General features: G+C 71.4%; 17 protein-coding genes. 11 read left to right on the top strand and 6 right to left on the bottom strand.

The window, feature by feature from the left end:
* The 6 genes from GWI24_RS21330 to GWI24_RS21305 form a co-directional block, all read left to right on the top strand.
* Positions 1 to 414: FGGY-family carbohydrate kinase (locus tag GWI24_RS21330; protein WP_247616680.1), on the top strand; the 414-nt coding region annotated here is incomplete at its 5' end.
* A complete protein-coding gene (locus GWI24_RS21325) occupies positions 405 to 1,157 on the top strand; it encodes a (Fe-S)-binding protein (protein ID WP_210947519.1) in 753 nt (250 codons plus the stop codon). The genes GWI24_RS21330 and GWI24_RS21325, both read left to right, overlap by 10 nt.
* A gap of 29 nt (positions 1,158 to 1,186) precedes the next feature.
* Positions 1,187 to 2,671, top strand: coding sequence for a lactate utilization protein B (locus GWI24_RS21320; protein ID WP_210947521.1), 1,485 nt, complete (start codon positions 1,187 to 1,189; stop codon positions 2,669 to 2,671).
* A gap of 86 nt (positions 2,672 to 2,757) precedes the next feature.
* On the top strand, positions 2,758 to 3,447 hold the full coding sequence (locus GWI24_RS21315; RefSeq protein WP_247616682.1) for an LUD domain-containing protein: 690 nt from the start codon (positions 2,758 to 2,760) through the stop codon (positions 3,445 to 3,447).
* Positions 3,448 to 3,624: 177 nt separating this feature from the next.
* Positions 3,625 to 3,816 (top strand): hypothetical protein, encoded by a 192-nt coding sequence (locus GWI24_RS21310; RefSeq protein ID WP_210947517.1) that lies wholly within the window; start codon positions 3,625 to 3,627, stop codon positions 3,814 to 3,816.
* An 85-nt stretch (positions 3,817 to 3,901) separates the two neighbouring features.
* Positions 3,902 to 5,503, top strand: coding sequence for a penicillin-binding transpeptidase domain-containing protein (locus GWI24_RS21305; RefSeq protein WP_210947516.1), 1,602 nt, complete (start codon positions 3,902 to 3,904; stop codon positions 5,501 to 5,503).
* Between the two features lie 42 nt (positions 5,504 to 5,545).
* Here GWI24_RS21305 and GWI24_RS21300 read toward each other — a convergent pair whose 3' ends face one another.
* Complete coding sequence (locus tag GWI24_RS21300) at positions 5,546 to 5,920, bottom strand: DUF4180 domain-containing protein (RefSeq protein ID WP_210947515.1); 375 nt, start codon at positions 5,918 to 5,920, stop codon at positions 5,546 to 5,548.
* A 208-nt stretch (positions 5,921 to 6,128) separates the two neighbouring features.
* Here GWI24_RS21300 and GWI24_RS21295 point away from each other — a divergent pair, with 208 nt between their 5' ends.
* The 5 genes from GWI24_RS21295 to GWI24_RS21275 all read left to right on the top strand — a co-directional run bounded on the left by GWI24_RS21295 (position 6,129) and on the right by GWI24_RS21275 (position 13,864).
* Positions 6,129 to 7,361: an ROK family transcriptional regulator gene (locus GWI24_RS21295; protein ID WP_210947514.1), complete on the top strand. Its 1,233-nt coding sequence runs from the start codon at positions 6,129 to 6,131 to the stop codon at positions 7,359 to 7,361.
* Positions 7,362 to 7,791: 430 nt separating this feature from the next.
* Positions 7,792 to 9,048, top strand: coding sequence for an ABC transporter substrate-binding protein (locus GWI24_RS21290; protein WP_210947513.1), 1,257 nt, complete (start codon positions 7,792 to 7,794; stop codon positions 9,046 to 9,048).
* Positions 9,049 to 9,067: 19 nt separating this feature from the next.
* Entirely contained in the window at positions 9,068 to 10,051 is a 984-nt protein-coding gene (locus tag GWI24_RS21285) for a carbohydrate ABC transporter permease (RefSeq protein ID WP_210947512.1), read from the top strand.
* A gap of 53 nt (positions 10,052 to 10,104) precedes the next feature.
* Positions 10,105 to 10,920, top strand: a complete 816-nt coding sequence (locus GWI24_RS21280; RefSeq protein ID WP_210947520.1) for a carbohydrate ABC transporter permease — start codon at positions 10,105 to 10,107, stop codon at positions 10,918 to 10,920.
* 13 nt (positions 10,921 to 10,933) lie between these two features.
* On the top strand, positions 10,934 to 13,864 hold the full coding sequence (locus GWI24_RS21275) for a glycoside hydrolase family 2 TIM barrel-domain containing protein (protein ID WP_210947511.1): 2,931 nt from the start codon (positions 10,934 to 10,936) through the stop codon (positions 13,862 to 13,864).
* 185 nt (positions 13,865 to 14,049) lie between these two features.
* Here GWI24_RS21275 and GWI24_RS21270 read toward each other — a convergent pair whose 3' ends face one another.
* The 5 genes from GWI24_RS21270 to GWI24_RS21250 form a co-directional block, all read right to left on the bottom strand.
* Complete coding sequence (locus tag GWI24_RS21270; RefSeq protein ID WP_210947510.1) at positions 14,050 to 15,987, bottom strand: DUF2264 domain-containing protein; 1,938 nt, start codon at positions 15,985 to 15,987, stop codon at positions 14,050 to 14,052.
* On the bottom strand, positions 15,984 to 17,105 hold the full coding sequence (locus tag GWI24_RS21265) for a rhamnogalacturonan acetylesterase (protein ID WP_210947509.1): 1,122 nt from the start codon (positions 17,103 to 17,105) through the stop codon (positions 15,984 to 15,986). Before GWI24_RS21265 ends, GWI24_RS21270 begins: the two co-directional genes overlap by 4 nt.
* Before the next feature lie 186 nt (positions 17,106 to 17,291).
* Complete coding sequence (locus GWI24_RS21260) at positions 17,292 to 17,747, bottom strand: peroxiredoxin (RefSeq protein ID WP_210947508.1); 456 nt, start codon at positions 17,745 to 17,747, stop codon at positions 17,292 to 17,294.
* A 35-nt stretch (positions 17,748 to 17,782) separates the two neighbouring features.
* Positions 17,783 to 18,091 carry a hypothetical protein gene (locus tag GWI24_RS21255; RefSeq protein WP_210947507.1) on the bottom strand — a complete coding sequence of 103 codons (309 nt, stop codon included), beginning with the start codon at positions 18,089 to 18,091 and terminating at the stop codon, positions 17,783 to 17,785.
* 36 nt (positions 18,092 to 18,127) lie between these two features.
* Positions 18,128 to 19,017: amidase family protein (locus GWI24_RS21250; RefSeq protein WP_210947506.1), on the bottom strand; the 890-nt coding region annotated here is incomplete at its 5' end.

The raw sequence follows: 19,017 nt of genomic DNA, 5'->3' as shown, positions 1-19,017 counted from the left end.
GCCCACCGCCGCGCGATCGAGGACGCCACCCGGCTGTCCGGCCGTACGGTCAGCGCCGTGCACATCGTCGGCGGCGGTGTGCACAACACGCTGTTGTGCCAGCTCACCGCCGACGCCTGCGGCCTCCCCGTGATCGCGGGCCCGGCCGAGGCGGCGGCCCTCGGAAACGTACTGGTCCAGGCCCGGACGGCCGGAGCGGTCACTGGTGGCCTGCCCGAGTTGCGCGCCCTGCTTCACAGCACCCAGCCACTGAGGCAGTATGAGCCCACAGGTGATCATTCGGCGTGGGACCGGGCAGCCGCCCGACTCGGAGACGCACAGGTCACAAGGGCCACCACCGGCCAGGGAAAGGCCGCCACCGACCGAGGCACGGCCGCCACCGGCCAGGGCGACGAGGAGGAACCGTGCGCGTAGCGCTCTTCATCACCTGCGTCAACGACACCCTCTATCCGCGCACCGGCCAAGCCGTGGTCACGCTCCTCGAGCGGCTCGGCGTGGAAGTCGGCTTCCCGGAGGCACAGAGCTGTTGCGGGCAGCCGCAGTTCAACACCGGCTACCGCCATGAGACCGAACCGCTGATGCGCCGCTACGCCACGGCGTTCCGCGACTACGAATACGTGGTGACCCCCTCGGGGTCATGCGCGGCGATGGTGCGGGACAACTACCCCCGGATGGGCGCGAAGGCCGCCGCCGAGGGGCGTGGCCAGGAGCTCGCGGACGCGGCGGCCGAGGCGGTCCCCAAGACATACGAACTCACCGAATTCCTCACGGACGTCCTGAAGGTCACGGACGTCGGCGCGTACTACCCGCACACCGTGACCTACCACCCCACCTGCCACGGGCTGCGGATGCTGAAGCTCGGCGACCGCCCGCGCTCGCTCCTCGCCGCCGTGAAGGGGCTGAACCTGGTGGAGCTGCCGGGCGCCGAGGAGTGCTGCGGCTTCGGGGGTACGTTCGCCCTCAAGAACGCGGCGGTCTCGGCGGCCATGGGGGCGGACAAGGCGCGCAACATCACGGCGACCGGCGCCGAGGCGGTGTGCACGCTCGACAACTCCTGCCAGCTGCACATCGGCGGCACACTCGCCCGCCAGGGCTCCACGGTCCGCCCCGTCCACCTCGCCGAGATCCTGGCCAGCACGGAAGGAGACGTCTGGTGAGCGGAACCCACCAGGCCACCTACCTGGGGATGCCCGCCTTCCCGCAGGCGGCCGACGCCTCGACCCGGAACACCCAGCTGCGTGCCAACCTCCGCCACGCCACCCACACCATCCGCGCCAAGCGCGCCACGGCCGTGGCCGAACTGGACGACTGGTCGCGGCTGCGCGCCGCGGGCGCGGCCATCAAGGACCGTACGCTGCGCCATCTCGACCACTATCTGGAGCAGTTGGAGAGCGCGGTCACGGCGGCCGGCGGCCAGGTCCACTGGGCGGCGGACGCGGACGAGGCGAACCGGATCGTCACCGAGCTGGTGCGGGCCACGGGCGAGCGCGAGGTCGTCAAGGTCAAGTCGATGGCCACGCAGGAGATCGGTCTGAACGGCGCGCTCGCCACGGCCGGGATCACCGCGTACGAGACCGATCTCGCCGAGCTGATCGTGCAGCTCGGCGACGACCTCCCGTCGCACATCCTGGTCCCGGCGATCCACCGCAACCGGGGCGAGATCCGGGACATCTTCACGGAGAAGATGTCGCAGTGGGGCCGCCCGGCCCCGGAGGGGCTGACCGACGCGCCCGCCGACCTCGCCGAGGCCGCGCGGCTCCACCTCCGCGAGAAGTTCCTGAACGCCAAGGTGGGGATCTCCGGCGCCAACTTCATGGTCGCGGAGACCGGCACGCTCGTGGTCGTGGAGTCCGAGGGCAACGGCCGGATGTGTCTGACCCTGCCCGAGACGCTGATCTCCGTCGTCGGCATCGAGAAGGTGGTCCCCACCTTCCAGGACCTGGAGGTCTTCCTCCAGCTCCTGCCGCGCTCCTCGACCGCCGAGCGGATGAACCCGTACACCTCCACCTGGACCGGCACCACGGACGCCGACGGTCCGCGCACCTTCCACCTCGTCCTGCTCGACAACGGCCGCACCGACACCCTCGCCGACACCGTGGGCCGGCAGGCGCTGCGCTGCATCCGCTGCTCGGCGTGTCTCAATGTGTGCCCGGTGTACGAGCGGGCGGGCGGCCATGCGTACGGATCGGCGTACCCGGGCCCGATCGGCGCGATCCTCACCCCCCAACTGCGCGGCACCCAGAGCGAACTGGACGCCTCGCTCCCGTACGCCTCGTCCCTGTGCGGGGCGTGCTACGAGGTGTGCCCGGTCGCCATCGACATCCCGGAGATCCTGGTCCATCTGCGCGAGCGCGTGGTCGAGGGCGGCCCCGCCTCCGTCCGTGGCACCCGTACGGTCATCAAGCCCGCCAAGGGCCACGCCGCCGAGCGCGCCGCGATGCGCGCCGCCCGCTGGGCCCTGGACCACCCCCGGCTGCTGCGCACCGGCCAGCGGCTGGCCTCCCGCACCCGCCGCTTCCATCCGCGGCGGCTGCCCGGTCCGGGGCGGGCGTGGAGCGATACGCGGGAGCTGCCGAAGGTTCCGGAGGAGTCGTTCCGCGACTGGTGGCAGCGCACCCGGGGCGGGAGCGGCACCGGGAGCCGCACGGAGGGAAGGAAGAACACCACATGACCCCGCGAGACCCCGGCTCCCAGAGCCCCGGCGCGCACCACCCCGCCGCCCAGAACCCCAGCACCCAGAACCCCAGCGCCCAGGGCCTGGGCTCGCGCGCCCTGGTCATGGCCCGCGTCCGCCGCGCCCTGGCCGATGTGCCGCGCGCCGAGACACCCGGCGAGGTGCCGGTCGAGCGCACCTACCACCGCGTCCACGGCGACCGCACCGCCGACCGGACCGCGGACCTCCTCGCGGAGAACCTGGCCGACTACCGCGCGATCGTCCACCGCGCCGACACCCCGTCGTCCCTCCACGCCCCGTCGTCCCTCCCGGCCCTGATCGCCCGCCTCCTCGCCGACCGCGGCGCGACCAGTGTGGCCGTGCCCCCGGGCCTGCCCGGCTCCTGGCTGTCCGCCGTCCCCGACGCGGTGCGCCGGGTTCCGGACACGGTGGAGCTGACCCCACACGACCTGGACGCGGTCTCCAGCGTGGTGACGGGCTGCGCGGTGGCCATCGCCGAGACGGGCACCGTGGTCCTGGACGCCGGCCCCGACCAGGGCCGCCGCCGCCTCACTCTGGTGCCCGACCACCACATCTGCGTGATCCGCGTCACCGACCAGGTCGTGGGCTCCGTCCCCGAGGCGCTCGAACGCCTGGACCCGGCCCGCCCGTTGACCTGGATCTCGGGACCGTCCGCGACCAGCGACATCGAACTCGACCGCGTGGAAGGCGTCCACGGCCCCCGCACCCTCGAAGTGATCCTCACCGGGCCGGAATCCGCTGGTCAGAGCTGATGGAACGCCAGGGGAGCCCAGGAGGCATACCTCTACCGTGGCGGGGCATATGCCATGGGGACATAGAGGAGAACACCTGCGCGGGGGATGCGGTCTTCCTCACATACCGCCGGTAACACCGCTGTTGGGCGGTTTACCCCGATGCCAATGTCGGTAGGGGCCTCTACTCTTATGGTCATGCGTCCGACTCCTACTCACCAACCCGCCTTACTGACCAGCCCCGCCACCGACCAGGCCAACGAGGCGATACGCGTCTTCCTACGGGCCCGGGCAGGCCGGGCACTGCGGCCTTCGGAGCGGGCCGAGTACAGCCGGTTGCTGAAGGTCTACACACGGGCGTTGCGCGGCGAGGTGGAAACGGCCGCTTGAGCGGCACGGGGGCGATGCGCGCAACGGCCCGCGCCACCCACGAAGGTGAAAGCGGCCGACCACAGGTGAAAATCGGGGGGACGCCATGCGGGCCGTGGGGAAGGTCGTCTTAGGGGCACTGTCAGTGGGGCTCCTGGGGGTCGCCGGCTACGGCGGGTACAACCTCTACACGGGCGTGACCGGCGGCGACACCACCGCGGCCCATGACGGTCCGGTGACCGGGGACGAGGCCCGGCGGACCGCGCGGGAGTTCCTGGACGCGTGGGCGGACGGCAATGACATGCTCGCCGCCGGGCTCACCAACGACGCCGAGTCGGCCATCGGCGCCCTCAGCGGCTATCGCGACGACGGGCATGTGAAGAAGGTGACGGTCACCCCGGGCACGGCCCGGGGCACCACGGTCCCGTTCACCGTCAAGGCCGACGTGGTCTTCGGCAAGGCCCAATCCAGCTGGAGCTACGCATCACGGCTGACCGTGGTGCGCGGCCGGACGACCAAGAAGCCGCTGGTCGACTGGAGGCCCTCCGTCCTCCACCCCAAGCTGGGCGCCGCTGAGTCCGTACGGACGGATCTGGCGGACAATCCGCCGGTCCGGGTGCTGGACCGGGACGGCAAGGAGCTGCGGCAGGGCCGCTATCCCTCGCTCGACCCGGTGCTGATCGCGCTGCGCGCGCGATACGGGGCCGACGCGGGCGGCACGGCGCGGGTGGAGGTCTCGGCGGTCAAGCCCGACGGGACCGCCGGAGCCACGCTCCATGTGGTGACGAAGGGCACCCCGGGCACGCTGCGCACCACGCTGGACGCCGGGGTGCAGAAGAGCGCGGAGAAGGCGGTGGCCACGCGCGACGGCGCCTCCGTGGTGGCGCTCAAGCCCAGCACCGGGGAGATCCTCGCGGTGGCCAACTCCGACCAGGCCGAGTTCAACGCGGCGCTCCAAGGGCAGACGGCGCCGGGGTCCACGTTCAAGATAGTCACCGCGGCCACTCTGCTGGAGGCGGGCAAGGTCAGCCCGAGCCGCCCGGTGCCGTGCCCGAAGACGGCCGCGTACGCACAGGGCATGATGTTCCACAACGTCGAGGACAGCGAGAACCCCGCCGCCACCTTCGCCCAGGATTTCGCTGCCTCCTGCAACACCGCGTTCGTATCGCTCGCCGGAGCCGTGCCCGATGGCGCGTTGGCCCAGGAGGCGCGCACCGTGTTCGGCCTCGGCCTGAACTGGCGGGTGGGGGTCACCACCTTCGACGGCGAGGTGCCGGACGGAAGCGGCGACGACAAGGCCGCGGCAATGATCGGCCAGGGCACGGTCCAGATGAACCCGCTCACCATCGCCTCGGTCGCGGCCACCGCCCAGACGGGCACCTTCAAGCAGCCCGTCCTCGTGCCGCGCTCCGTCGACCACCGGGAGATCGCCACCAGCGACCGCGGCCTCAGCCCGGCCACCGTCTCGCAGCTGAAGGCCATGATGCGGCTGACCGCGACCAGCGGCACCGCCGCCCGGGCGATGTCCGGACTCACCGGCGACATCGGCGCCAAGACGGGTTCGGCCGAGATCGACGGCCAGCCCGAGACCAATGCGTGGTTCACCGCCTACCGGAACGATGTGGCGGCCGCCGCCGTGGTCACCGGGGGCGGGCACGGCGGAGATGCCGCCGGGCCCGTCGTCCGCGCGGTGCTCGCAGCGGACTGAGCCTTCCGCTCAGCTCTCCCCCAGCTCTCCCCCAGCTCTCCCTCAGCTCTTCAGCCGCTCCCGCAGCTCCTCGACATCCGTCAGGAACCACGTCTGCCGTCCCCGATCGCACTCGCGGACGAAGTCCCGCAGCGCCGAACTGCCCTCCGTATGACGGGAGATGTCGCCGAGGACCACCAGCCCCATGGCGTACTGCACGAACTTCTGGATGATGTCCCCGGCCACGCGCGTGCTCAGCCGGAAGAACGCCTCGTCGAACCGCTCGACCGGGATGACGACCCACTGGGCGCCCTGATATCCGGCGTTGCCGATGAGATCCAGCGCGTCGCGTTCACCGCCGATGGTCTCGCCCTCGGCGGCACACATCAGGACGGGGACGCCATGGATCGTCTGCAGGTCGCTCGTGAGGTCGCTCATGGCGGTCAGGCTAAATGCGGCACGCGGGCGCGGTCGACGGCATTATGGCTCCCGCCGGCCGGACAGGTCCCGCCCCCTGGCTCCCCCAGCTGCCCCGACGCTTCGTACAAGGGTTGGTCGAAGGGGTTGTCTATGGTCTGGCCCACGCTCTAGCCTGGCGCGGCACCCGCGACACAGCAGCACCTGCCCGCGCAGAGGGGATTCCGGCGTGAAGCGCACGTCCCGCGATATACGCACCGCCAACCGCTACGGGGTGCTGCGCCATATCGTGGCCCGATCCCCCGTCTCCCGGCAGGAGGTGGCCGCCGCCACCGAGCTGAGCCTGGCCACCGTGGCGAATCTCGTCGGGGAGCTGCTCGACCTCGGGATGCTGGTGGAGGTCGGCTACGAGGACTCCGACGGCGGCCGGCCGCGCGGACTGGTCGCGGTCAGCTCCTCGGGCGGCGCGCTGATCGGCGTGGATGTGGCGGAGACGTACATCCATGTGGAGCTGTTCGACCTGGCGCTGACCGTCCTGGCCCGCGCCGACGAGGAGTTGCGCCCGGAGGAGAACGACCCGGCCCAGGTGGTGGCCCATATCGCCGCCGCCGTGTCCTCGGTGGTCGAGCAGGCGGACGTGGCCGCGGACCGGGTGCTGGGCGTCGGTGTCAGCATGCCGGGCCAGGTGGACCGCGAGGGCGGGGTCTCGGTCTTCGCCCCCAACTGGGACTGGCATGACGTCCCGCTGCTGCGGCTGCTGGCCGAGCACATCCCCTACCCCCTCCACCTCGACAATCCGCTGCGCGCCTGCACGGTCGCCGAGCAGTGGTTCGGGGCGGCGCGCGGACGGAACGACGCCGTGGTGGTCAACCTCGGTACGGGCGTGGGGGCCGGGCTGGCGCTCGGCGGCACCCTGCACCGCGGGGTCAGCAACAGTGCCGGGGAGTGGGGGCACACCACCCTCATCCTGGACGGACGACAGTGCCACTGCGGCAACCAGGGGTGTGTGGAGACCTATGTCGGCGCCCCCGGCATCATGCGGAATCTGCGCGAGCTGAGCCCGGACAGCCCGCTGCTGCACCTGGACGACCAGACGGCCACCATCGAGGCGCTCGGCCGGGGCCTCGCGGAGGGCGATCCGGTGGCCATGAAGGTCGTGCACACCACCGCGCGCTATCTCGGCGCCGCCCTCGCCGATCTGATCAATCTGCTCAACCCGGAAGTGATCGTGCTCAGCAGCTGGGTGGCGGCCGCCCTCGGTGAGCCGCTGCTCGCCGAGGTGCGCGAGGCGGTGGCGGTGCGCGCGCTGCGCCGCCCGCTGGCGAACACCGAGATCGTGCTGTGCCCGATCCCGTCCAACCCCGTGAGCCTCGGCGCGGCGACCTTCGCCCTGGAGGGCTCGCTCGCGTCGGTGGGCCTGAAGAACCGCCGCACCACACCAAGGAACCGCAGCACAGCCTGAGGAACCGCAGCACAGCCTGAGGAACCGCAGCACAGCCTGAGGAACCGCAGCACGCACTGAGAACCGCAAGCACACCCACCCCGACGTCGGCCACCGAGAACTGGGCCGGGGCGGCGGCGCCCAGGATCTCCGGCGGCTCGGTCTCGGCCTCGCTTCCGGGTCGTTCCATCACCACTTTCGTGCTCGGTCAGCGCGGCTGATTCCCGGCCCCTCGCGGGGCGCGGAAGCCGCTGTGGGAGCGTTCCCATAGCGGCTTCCGCGCCCCTTTCGTTCGACGCCTCGAACCGCCCGGCAGCGCCCTGACGCGACATCACCACCCTTACCGCTCCCACTTCGTCCAACCCCTTGCCGAAGTCTTCGTCTATGGCTAACGTCCCGCTGCACCAAGGAACGTGACGGAACCTGGCGGCGACGGAGACGAGGACGTCATATGTCGAACATCAGCAGAGGCAGGGACTGGGACCGCCGCGGCGTGCTGCGCGCGATGGGCGGGGTGGCGGCCCTCGGCGGACTCGCCGCCTGCGGTTCGAACACCGGCCGCTCGGGCGGCGGCGGTAAGTCGATCAAGCAGATGTACCACGCCTATGGAGAGCAGGGCACCCAGCAGGCCGCGAAGAAGTTCGCCGACGCCTACGGCAAGGCCGAGGTCACCATCGAATGGGTGCCGGGCGAATACGAGTCGAAACTGGCGACCACCCTGCTGGGATCCGGGGCACCGGATGTCTTCGAATACCACCCCGATCTGCAGCTGGTGCGCTCCCGGCAGATCGTTCCGCTCGATGACATCATCGCCGATGTCAAGGACGACTTCCTGCCGGAGGACATCACGGCGAATTCCGTGGACGGGAAGATCTACGGCATCCGCATGATCGACGATCCACAGTTCTTCTTCTACCGCAAGTCCCTCTTCGAGAAGGCCGGGGTCAAGCCTCCGGCCACCTTCGACGAGCTGATCGACGCCGCGCACAAACTCACCAGCGGCAAGGTCAAGGGGCTGTACATCGGCCAGAACCTCAAGACCATCAGCAAGCCGCTGGTGTGGTCCACCGGCCCGCACTATCTGGACGCGGACCACAGAATCGCCTACCACACCGACAATCTCGTGGAGACCCTCACCAAGGCACGGGAGCTCTACAAGAGCAAGTCACTGCTCCTGGGCGCGCCGACCGAGGTATGGGACCCGGCCAGTTTCCTCCAGGGCCTGTGCGCCATCCAATGGTGCGGCATATGGGCGATACCGGCGATCCAGAAGGCGTTCGGCGACGACTTCGGGATCTTCCCCTTCCCCAAGTCCGGCGCCGAAGGACGCCAGGTGGTCTACAACGGCGGCTGGTCCACCTATGTGTCCGCCAAGGCCAAGGACGTCGACGCGGCCAAGGAATTCGTCAAGTGGCTGTGGATCGACCAGAAGAAGTACCAGCAGGAATGGGCGCTCGACTACGGATTCCACATTCCCGCGCGCAAGAGCATCGCCGCCGGGGCGGACAAGCTCAAGAGCGGGGTGGCGGCCGAGGCGGTCGAACTGTTCAACACCCACGGCGTCTTCGACGACCCGTACTGGACCGAGGGGATGTTCAACATCCTGCTCGACGCGGTGGTCAATTCGGTGCGCGACAACAAGAATCCCGAAGCCGAACTCGACGGGGCCGACAAGAAGATCGAGCGCGCGCTGAAGAAGCTCCGATAGGCCGGCGACCGGAACCGTCATGGCGACCACCACACCCACCCCCAGCGCCGCCAAGGGCCGAGTGCCCCGAGGAGCGGCCCCCGCCCGACGACGACCGCGGGGTCTCGGCGGCTCTCGCGGCCGCACCCTCAACTTCTGGCTGTTCACCGGCCCGTTCCTGATCGGGCTGATCGTCTTCGTCTATGTGCCGATCGGCTGGAGCCTCTGGCTGAGCCTGCACAACGCCCAGGGCACCGTCACCCCCACCGAGTTCGTCGGCCTCGGCAACTACGCCGATATGCTCGGCGACGGCGATTTCGTGGACAGTCTCGTCAACTTCACGATCTTCGCCGCGATCATCGTGCCAATCACCTACGCCCTCTCCCTCACCCTCGCGTTGCTGGTCCACCGCATCCGCTTCATGAAGGCGTTCTTCCGGTCGGTCTTCTTCCTCCCCACCGCGTGCAGCTTCGTCGTGGCCTCGCTGGTGTGGAAGATGTCGCTGTTCAACGGCTTGCGCTACGGGATGATGAACACCGTGCTGGGCTGGTTCGGCATCGACTCCATCGCCTGGCTCGCCTCCCCGCATCCGCCCTGGTACTGGCTGGTGATCTGCTCCGCCCGGCTGTGGCTGCAGTGCGGCTTCTACATGATCCTCTTCCTGGCGGCGCTGCAGAACATCCCGCGTGAGCTGTATGAGGCAGCGGCCGTGGACGGCGCGAAACCGGGCTGGCAGACGTTCCGCCACATCACCCTGCCGCAACTGCGCGCCACCTCGGTCGCGGTCGTCCTGCTGCTGCTCATCGCGGCGTACCAGGCGTTCGACGAGTTCTACAACATCCTCGACGAGGGCCGGGCCACCTGGGGCCGGCCGCCCCTGGTCGACCTCTATCTCCAGGCCCTCGGCGCCAATCAGGACTACGGCCACGCCAGCGCGGGCGCCCTGATCCTCGCCCTGCTGATCGCCCTGGTGACCCTGGCCCAGGGCCGGTTCCTCGGCTTCGGAAGGGGCGATGAGAAGTGACCGTCACAACGCCAGGGCCCACGGGGGCCCGCAAGCGCACCCCGCGCTCGGTCATGAGCAGCACCGGGCTGTACCTCGCCCTCGGCGTGGCCACGGTGCTTTTCCTGGTGCCCTTCTATCTGATCGTCCGCAACGCCCTGTCCACCGACGCGGACATCACCGGCGAGAGCTGGCGGTTCTTCCCCGCCGACCTCCAGTGGGGGAACGTCAAGGAGCTGTTCGACGACCCCTCGGTGCCGTTCGCGAAGGCCCTGTGGAACTCCACGGTGGTGGCCGTCCTGCACACCCTGGGCACCCTGCTGGTCTGCTCCCTGGCCGGATACGGCCTGGCCCGCATCCCGTACCGGCACGCGAACAAGGTGCTGTACGCGGTGCTGTTCACCCTGATGGTCCCGGCGGCCGTGACCTTCGTACCGAGCTATGTGCTGGTGTCCTCGCTCGGCTGGGTCTCCTCGCTGCGCGGTCTGATCATCCCCGGGCTGTTCAGCGGGTTCACCGCGTTCCTCTTCCGCCAGTACTTCCTCGGCTTCCCCAAGGAGCTGGAGGAGGCGGCCCGGGTGGACGGGCTCGGCTACTGGGGCGCGTACTGGCGCATCGTGGTGCCGAATTCGCTCAACTTCTTCGCCGCGATCTCGGTCATCACCTTCATCAGCGGCTGGAACGCCTTCCTGTGGCCCCTGGTCATCGGCCAGGATCAGAGTTCGTGGACCGTGCAGGTCGCGCTGTCCTCCTATATGACCGCACAGACCATCAACATCCACCTGATCTTCATGGCAACGGCCGTATCGATCCTGCCGCTTGTCCTGGTCTTCGTGTTCCTCCAGCGCTGGCTGGTGCAGGGTGTGGCACAGACCGGTATCAAGGGCTGACCGAGGAGAGTCGATGAGCTCCACGCAGCACACGCCACTGCCCTACTACGAGGACGTCTCCCCCGGCGCGGGAGCGCTGCCGCCCCGCCCCTGGACCCCATCCTCCGACGCCGCGCGGCTGAGCCTGAACGGGATGTGGTCGTTCCGGCTGTCGCCGACCGCCACCACCGAGGACGACTCCTTCGCCCGCCCCGGCTTCGACGCCCGCGGCTGGGACGAGCTCCCGGTACCCGGCCACTGGGTGCTGCACGGCCACGGGGCACCGATCTACACCAATGTGCGCTACCCCTTCCCGGTGGACCCGCCGCGCGTGCCGGACGAGAACCCGACCGGCGACCATCTGCGCGTCTTCGACCTGCCGGGCGACTGGCCCGCCGGCGGGGACGCGGTCCTGCGCTTCGAGGGCGTCGAGTCCTGCGCCCGGGTCTGGCTCAACGGCGAGGAGCTGGGCACCTTCAAGGGCAGCCGGCTGCCGCACGAGTTCGCGGTCGGAGGCCTGCTCCAGCCGTCGGGCAACGTGCTGGCCGTACGCGTCCACCAGTGGTCCTCCGGAACCTATCTCGAGGACCAGGACCAGTGGTGGCTGCCCGGGATCTTCCGTGAGGTGACGCTCGAGCACCGCCCCGAGGGCGCGCTCGACGACTACTTCGTCCACGCCTCGTACGACCACACCACCGGCGAGGGCACGCTGCGGATCGACTCCGACCCCGGCGGCCGGGTCACCGTGCCCGAGCTGGGTCTCGACCTGGCCACCGGGGAGAGCGCCACCGTCCCCGTCGAGCCGTGGACGGCGGAGACGCCCCGGCTGTACGAGGCGCGGCTGACCACCGTGGGCGAGAGCGTCTCGCTGCGGGTGGGCTTCCGTACCGTGGTGGTCGAGGACGGGCTGCTCAAGGTCAACGGCCGGCGGGTGCTCTTCCGCGGCGTCAACCGGCATGAGTTCCACCCCGAGAACGGCCGGGCGGTGGACCTCGCCACGATGCGCCGCGATCTGGTGCTGATGAAGCAGCACAACATCAACGCGGTGCGCACCAGCCACTATCCGCCGCATCCGGCCTTCCTCGGGCTCTGCGACGAGCTGGGGCTGTGGGTCATCGACGAATGCGATCTGGAGACCCATGGCTTCGTCGACCTGGACTGGCGGAACAACCCGGTGGACGACGACCGCTGGACCCCGGCGCTGCTCGACCGCGCCGAGCGGATGGTCGAGCGGGACAAGAACCACCCGTCCGTGGTGATGTGGTCGCTGGGCAACGAGTGCGGCACCGGGCGCGGGCTGTCCGCCATGGCCGACTGGATCCGGGAGCGCGACCCGTCCCGGTTGATCCACTACGAGGGCGATCTGTCCTGCGCCGACACGGACATCTACTCGCGGATGTACGCACCGCACGAGGAGGTCGACCAGATCGGCCGGCGCACCGAGCCGCCGTGGGGCGATCCGGAGCTGGACGCGAAGCGCCGGGCGCTGCCGTTCATCGAGTGCGAGTACGCGCACGCCATGGGCAACGGTCCCGGCGGGCTGAGCGAGTACCAGCGGCTGTTCCAGGAACATGAGCGCTGTCAGGGCGGTTTCGTCTGGGAGTGGATCGACCACGGCTTCACCCGGCGCGCCCCCGACGGCCGCTTCTACCACGTGTACGGCGGCGACTTCGGCGAGGAGCTGCACGACGGGAACTTCGTGTGCGACGGGCTGGTCTTCCCCGACCGCACCCCCTCCCCCGGCCTGATCGAGTACAAGAAGGTCATCGAGCCGGTGCGGATCGAGGGCGACGGGGCCGACGGCACGGTCCGGATCACCAACGGCCATGACTTCGCCGACCTGTCCCATCTCGTCTTCTCCTGGACCTATGAGGCCGAGGGCGAGGCGATCGGCTCGGGTGAGCTGGCGGTGGAGCCGCTGCCCCCGGGCGAGTCCGCCGTTCTGAAGCTCCCGGCTCCGCCCGAAGCCGAGGCGGGTGCGGAGGCGTGGTGGACGGTCGAGGCGCGGCTGGCGGCCGCGACGGCGTGGGCCGAGGCGGGCCATCCGGTGGCCTGGGCCCAGCTCCCCGCCGCCGCGCCCGGCACCGGGCGGACGCGCACCCTCGCCTCGGGGGAAGCGCCGCGCCGCGACGGCGACCGGATCGTGCTCGGCCCCGGCGTCTTCGACGCGGCCACCGGCGCCCTGACCTCGCTCGGCGGGCTCCCCGTCACCGAACCGCCCCGGCTGGACATCTGGCGCGCGCCCACCGACAACGACAACGGCGCGTCCTGGCAGCCGGACGAGCGCTGGGGCCTGATCTGGCGCCGGTTCGGACTGCACCGGATGCGGCACCGGACCGACGCGGTGGAGACGACGCCGGACGGTGCGCTGACCGTCCGTACCCGCGTCGCGCCCGCCGCCGTGGACATCGGCCTGGAGACGGTCTACCGCTGGACCGCAGACGGGGACGGACGGCTGAGCCTGGCGGTCTCCGTCACCCCGCTGGGCGAGTGGACCTTCCCGCTGCCGCGCCTGGGCCTGCGGCTCGGGGTCCCGGCCGCGCTGGGCGACGCCGAGTGGTTCGGCGGCGGCCCCGGCGAGGCGTACCCGGACACCCGCGCCGCCGCGCGCGTGGGGCGGTGGGCGCTGTCGGTGGACGAGCTCCAGACGCCGTACGTCCGCCCGCAGGAGAACGGCGCCCGGATCGACGTCCGCTGGGTGCGGCTGACCGCGCCGGACGGATCGGGGGTGCGGATCGAAGGCGAACCGGCCTTCTGGTTCACCGCGCGCCGCTGGACCACCGAGCAGCTCGACGCGGCCGAGCACACACCGGATCTCGAGCCGTCGAACGAGACGGTGTGGGTGAACCTGGACCACGGCCAGCAGGGCATCGGCAGCCAGTCCTGCGGCCCGGGGGTGCTGGACGAGCACCGCCTGGACGCGGCCCCCGCCGAGTTCTCGTTCACCTTCTCGCCCCTTCTTTAAGGGCTCGGTTCTCCCCCAGCTACCGCTGGGAGGTGCCCCCGCCGGGGCGCTGAAGCCGGTGTCGACGGTCGACCGTGCTCGGCCCTTCGTTCCTCAGGGCCTGCGCGCGCTCTCCCTTTCGACACCGGCGCGCCCCTTCGGCTCTCTCGCCGCTGGTTACCCGGAAGCGGCCGCGGGCCGTGTGCCTACTCCACCCGCACCGCGCCCTCCGGTCCGAACCGCGCCCGCCGCACCTCGCCGTCCCACCAGGTGACCGTCACCAGATGGGTCCCGTCGTCCGCCGGGCCCGCCGTCGCGCGGACCAGGTCGGTCAGCGGGGGCGCGTCGGGGTCGGCCGTGAGGCGGGCGAGGCAGAGGAAGAGGTCGCCGCCGGCGCGGCCCGTCGTCTCACCGGCCAGCGCGGGCGAGACGGCGCGCCGGGCGAAGGCCGTGGGGGCGGCGGGCAGGGCGCCGTCCTTCATCAGGCCGTGGAGCGGCAGCAGTTCGGACCGCGGCCCCTCCTCCTCCGCTCGGAGATCCGGCACCGCCCAGCCCGTCTGGCGGACGGCCCGGCCCGGCGCCGCGCCGGTCACCAGGTGGACCCGGACCTCCACGGCGCCGCGCACCAGCACCAGCGAGGTGACGCACACCTTCTCGCCCTCCTCCCCCACCAGCCGCGCCCGATGGCGCGAGGCGGCCCAGCCGTCGCCCGCGCCCAGCGGCTCCAGCGCCGTGCGCAGGGAGATCCGGCCGCTCCCGTGGACCAGGCCGAAGTGGTTGTCGGGGGCGACGCCGTACGGGAAGGGGCCGGTGGCCGTGGAGTAGGCGAGGCGGGCGTAGTGGGGGTCGTCCTGGTCGGGGTCGCCGGGCGGCGGGAGGTGTTCGCTGCCGTGGTTGTGGAGCCGGACCAGACCGTCGCCCGCGGTGGACTGAAGCAGCCAGTTCGGGCCGGGGACGGCGCGCGTCACGTCCGCGCGCTCGGCGGGCCCAGGCTCCTCGCGCGCCGTCCAGACCTCGTGGTCGGCCGGGAGCAGCAGCCCCAGGAAGCCCTTGGCCGCCCAGTACGGGGAGGCGGGGCCGGAGTACGGCTGGAGGACGCCGTCGTAGCGGCCGTACCAGCCGAGCGAGAGCAGCCCACGGTCCGTGGTCGCGCCCCGGTCGAGGAAGTGGCGCAGGGCACCGGAGGCGAGGCGGCGGGTGGTTCCGGGGTCAAGCGGGGTGTGGCCGGTGAGGGCGCCCAGCCACAGGGGCGCGGCGGCGGCGAAACGGTACGTCAGGGAGCGGCCCTGGTGCAGCGGGGCGCCGTCGGCGCCGAAGAGGTGGGCGTAGTCGGCGAGGTGGGTGGCCAGCCGGTGCCCGTAGCGGGTGAGCCGCTCGCCGTCCTGGGACAGCCATGCCTCGAGCGCCGGATACAGGTGCAGGGCCCAGCCGTTGTAGTAGTCGAAGGCGCGGCCCGCGCCATCGCTGTACCAGCCGTCGCCGGTGTACCAGGGCTCGATCCGCTCCAGCCCGCGCGCCACGGCGGCGCGGGCGGCCTCCGGCTCGATGCCCGCCTCGGCGAGGAAGCCGCCGACGGCGACGGGGAACAACTCCCAGTTGCTGGGCACGGGTTCGGCGGTGAGCGCGTCCGCCAGCCAGGCCGCCACCCGCTCCCGCACGCCGTCGTCGAGCCGGTCCCACAGCCAGGGCCGGGTGAGCCGCAGCCCGAGCGCGATGGAGGCGGACTCGACCAGCGGCTGGCTTCGGTCGGTGATCCGGGGCCAGTCCCCGGGTCCTTCGCCGCCGGGGCGCGCGGTGCCGGTGCGTGCGGTGCCGGTGGCGAGCCCGTCCGCGTACCGTTCCAGCAGCCCGCCGGGGTCGGCGCCGCGCGCACCCGCGATGCGGAAGGCGGCCAGCAGAAACGTCCGGGCGAAGCCTTCCAGGCCGTCGGAGCGGGGGCCGGACCAGCTCGGGCGGTCGCCGGGGAGCGGGTAGAGGGCGCCGCCGGGGGTCGCGTACGGGGCGACGGCGGCGAGCAGACCGTCCGCGGCGGCCTCCCAGTGGGCGCGGGTCCAGCCGGTGCGGGGGCTGAGGTCGCGGTCCTCCGGGGGCAGCGCGAGGTGCGATGCGAGGCGCGGCGTGGAGCGTGGTGCGAGGCCGGTCATCGGAGCACCCCGGCGGGGACCAGGCGCTGGGCGCGCAGCTCGCCGAGCACCAGCCGCGCGAACTCGGTGGCCCCATGGGCGGAGGTGTGGGTGTTGTCCCGGGCCTCGTCGTAGAGGTACAGCCGCCTGGACCCCTCGGGGCCGAGCTCCTCCACGAGTCGCTTGGTGAGCGCGGTCAGGTCGATGAGCGGTACGCCCCGATCGGCGGCGAGCGAGCGCATCTCGGCGGGCAGATTCACCCCGAGGCCGTTAATGTGCAGGGCGGTGGCGTTGTCGAGGGTGCCGTCGTCGTTGAACCAGCGGCGCACGATGGGCGTGACCAGCACGGGCTTGCCGCCGCGCGCCCGTACGCCGTCGAGCAACGCGCCGAGGTTGGCGCGGTAGTCGGCGGCGGTCGTCTGCTTGTCGTTGTGGGCGAACTGGATGAGGACGGTGTCGCCCGGGCGGATCAGCGGACGCATGGTGGCGAAGAGCCGGGGATCGGCGAGGAAGGAGCCCGAACTCTCACCCGAGTCGGCGTAGTTGGCGACCGACAGTCCGCGCCGGAAGAACTGCGGCAGCTGCTGGCCCCACCCGGTGTACGGGGCGGTGAGCTGATCGCACACGGTGGAGTCCCCGGCGAGGAACAGCTGGTGGCGGCGGCCGGGGGTGGCCTCGGTGACCTTGGTGACCTCGCTGACCTTGGTGACCTCGGTGACCTTCAGACCGGCGAGGCGCGGCGCGTCGCCGCCGAAGGCGAGGTCGAGCCCGGGGCTTCCACTGGGCCCGGTGGGCTCGCCCTCCGGTTCCCGTACGTTCACGGTGAAGGAGCGGATGAGCCGCTGCCCGGCGGCGGTCGGCGTGGCGGCGAGCACCGTCCGCCGCGACTCGGCGGTGACGCCGGTGCTGCCCGCCTGGGCGCCGCCGAGGACCGCCGTCACGTCGTACGTCCCCGGCGGGACATCGGCGTGGCAGACGATGGGTGCGGTGCCGGCGCACTGCGGGACGACCGCGGCCGTGGCCGTGGCCGGGCTTTCGGCGGGCCCGGGGGTCCCGGGGGTCCCGGCCCAGGCCGGGGCGGTCGGCAAGGCGGCGAGGCAGGCGGTGGCGGCCAGCAGTGCGGTACCGGCGCGTCTCATGGAGGCTCCTCGGCTCGGCTCAGTTCGGCGATGGAGGTTCGCCGATGGCGGGGGAAGCTACGGTCGGCCGCCTGACCATACGCCGTGTCGGCAAGCGCTTGCTAGAGGGCACAAACGTCAGCGGGGGCCGCCCAAGAGGCAACCCCCGCAAGTGTTTTCCGCCGGACGCGGACGGTCGTACGGGACTTACCCGTTCCTCGCCTTCAGGGCATCGAGTGCCCGGTCCGCGTGCACGCCCATCCGGAACTCACTCTTGACGATCTCCAGCACCTTGCGATCGGTATCGATCACAAAGGTGACCCGCTTGGTCGGCACCGCCGCGATCCCGCGCTTCACCCCGAACCGCTCCCGCACGATCCCCTCCGGGTCCGACAGCAGCGGATAGCCGAAGGAGTACGCATGGGCGAACTCCGCCTGCTTCTCGACCGAATCGGCGCTGACCCCGACCGGCTGGGCGCCGAGCTCCTTGAACTCCGCCGCGATGTCCCGGAAGTGGCACGCCTGTTTGGTACAGCCGGGGGTGAAGGCCGCCGGATAGAAGAACAGCACCACCGGGCCGTCCGCCAGCAGCCCGCTGAGCGAGCGGACGGTGCCCCTCTCATCCGGCAGTTCGAAGTCCTCGACCACATCACCGATGTCCATGAGGGCACGCTACCGGCCGCACGCCCGGCGGAGCATCAGCAGCGCAACCGGGCGGTGTGACCGTCGATGCGCAGGATGCATTCGGTGAACAGCGCCATCGACGGACTGTCGTCCGTGGGGACCAGCCGCAGCCCGAGGTCCATGATGGACCGGATGACCTGGGCGGTACGGCTTCCGTCGGGATCCTGTCCGCGCAGCGCGGACCACGCCTCGAACTGCGCCCGGACCGTTTCCCACGCCGGGCCCGGCGTGAAGTGACACAGAAAAACCGGCTGGTCGACCCCGTACTGGCGTAACTCGCCGACTGCGGCCTCACCTTGCATAAGCCACCATGTGGCACTCATCTCGTCCCCAACTCCGTACACGGGAGTGGATACCCATCATACGGGTGCGGACGTCCCAACGAGGACCGACTCCACATCAGGGGCCCATCCCAGCAGCCGCTCGTCCGCTCCCGGCCGGGCCACGCACTGCACGCCCAGCGGAAGGGAATTGGCCGCCCGGCCCGCGGGCAGCGCCAGAGCGGGGGCTCCCGCGTAGCTCCAGGGAAGGCTCATCACGGAGTCGCCGGTGCTCTTCAGGCCGTACGGCGCGGGGCCCGTCGCCGCCGGGGTGATCCACAGATCGATACCGTCTCGGTCCATGGCCGCCACCAGCCGCTCGCGGAAGTCGGCACGGGCGCGCAGGGCCGCGGCGTACGCGTCGTGGCTCATCCGCTGCCCCTCCCGGATCGCCTCGACGGTCTGCTCGCGGTACCGCCCGCCGTGGCGCGGGAACCATACGGCGTGGGTCCGCGCAAGCTCATAACGGTTGATCACCCGCTGCTCCGCCACGACCCGTTCGAAGTCGTCCGGGAAGGGCACCCGGCGGACCGTGAACCCGGCGGCCTCCAACTGCCCCGCCCGCTCCTCGAAGGAGCTCCTGGCCTCGGCGTCGGCGCGATCGAGGTACGGCCCGAGCGGAACGCCGAGCACCGGCCGCCGTCCCGCCGCCGCCTCCCCGCCCTCGCCGGACGGCCGCCATTCGTCGCACAGCACGGCCGCCGCCGGGGCGAGGGTCGCCACGTCGGGGGCGAAGAGGCCCACGGTGTCGAAGGTCGGGGCGTTGGGGATCACACCGTCGGAGGGGATGCGCCCGTGGGTCGGCTTGAAGCCGACGACCCCGCAGTAGGCCGCCGGGCGGATCATCGAACCGATCGTCTGGGTCCCGACGGCCAACGGCACCATCCCCGCCGCCACAGCCGCAGCCGAACCACTGCTGGAGCCGCCCG

It is taken from the genome of Streptomyces sp. MK37H, from assembly GCF_018035285.1.
Classification (GTDB): Bacteria; Actinomycetota; Actinomycetes; order Streptomycetales; family Streptomycetaceae; genus Streptomyces; species Streptomyces endocoffeicus.
The sequence above is the reverse complement of the archived record's forward strand: the minus strand, read 5'-3'. Positions and strand labels throughout refer to the sequence as shown.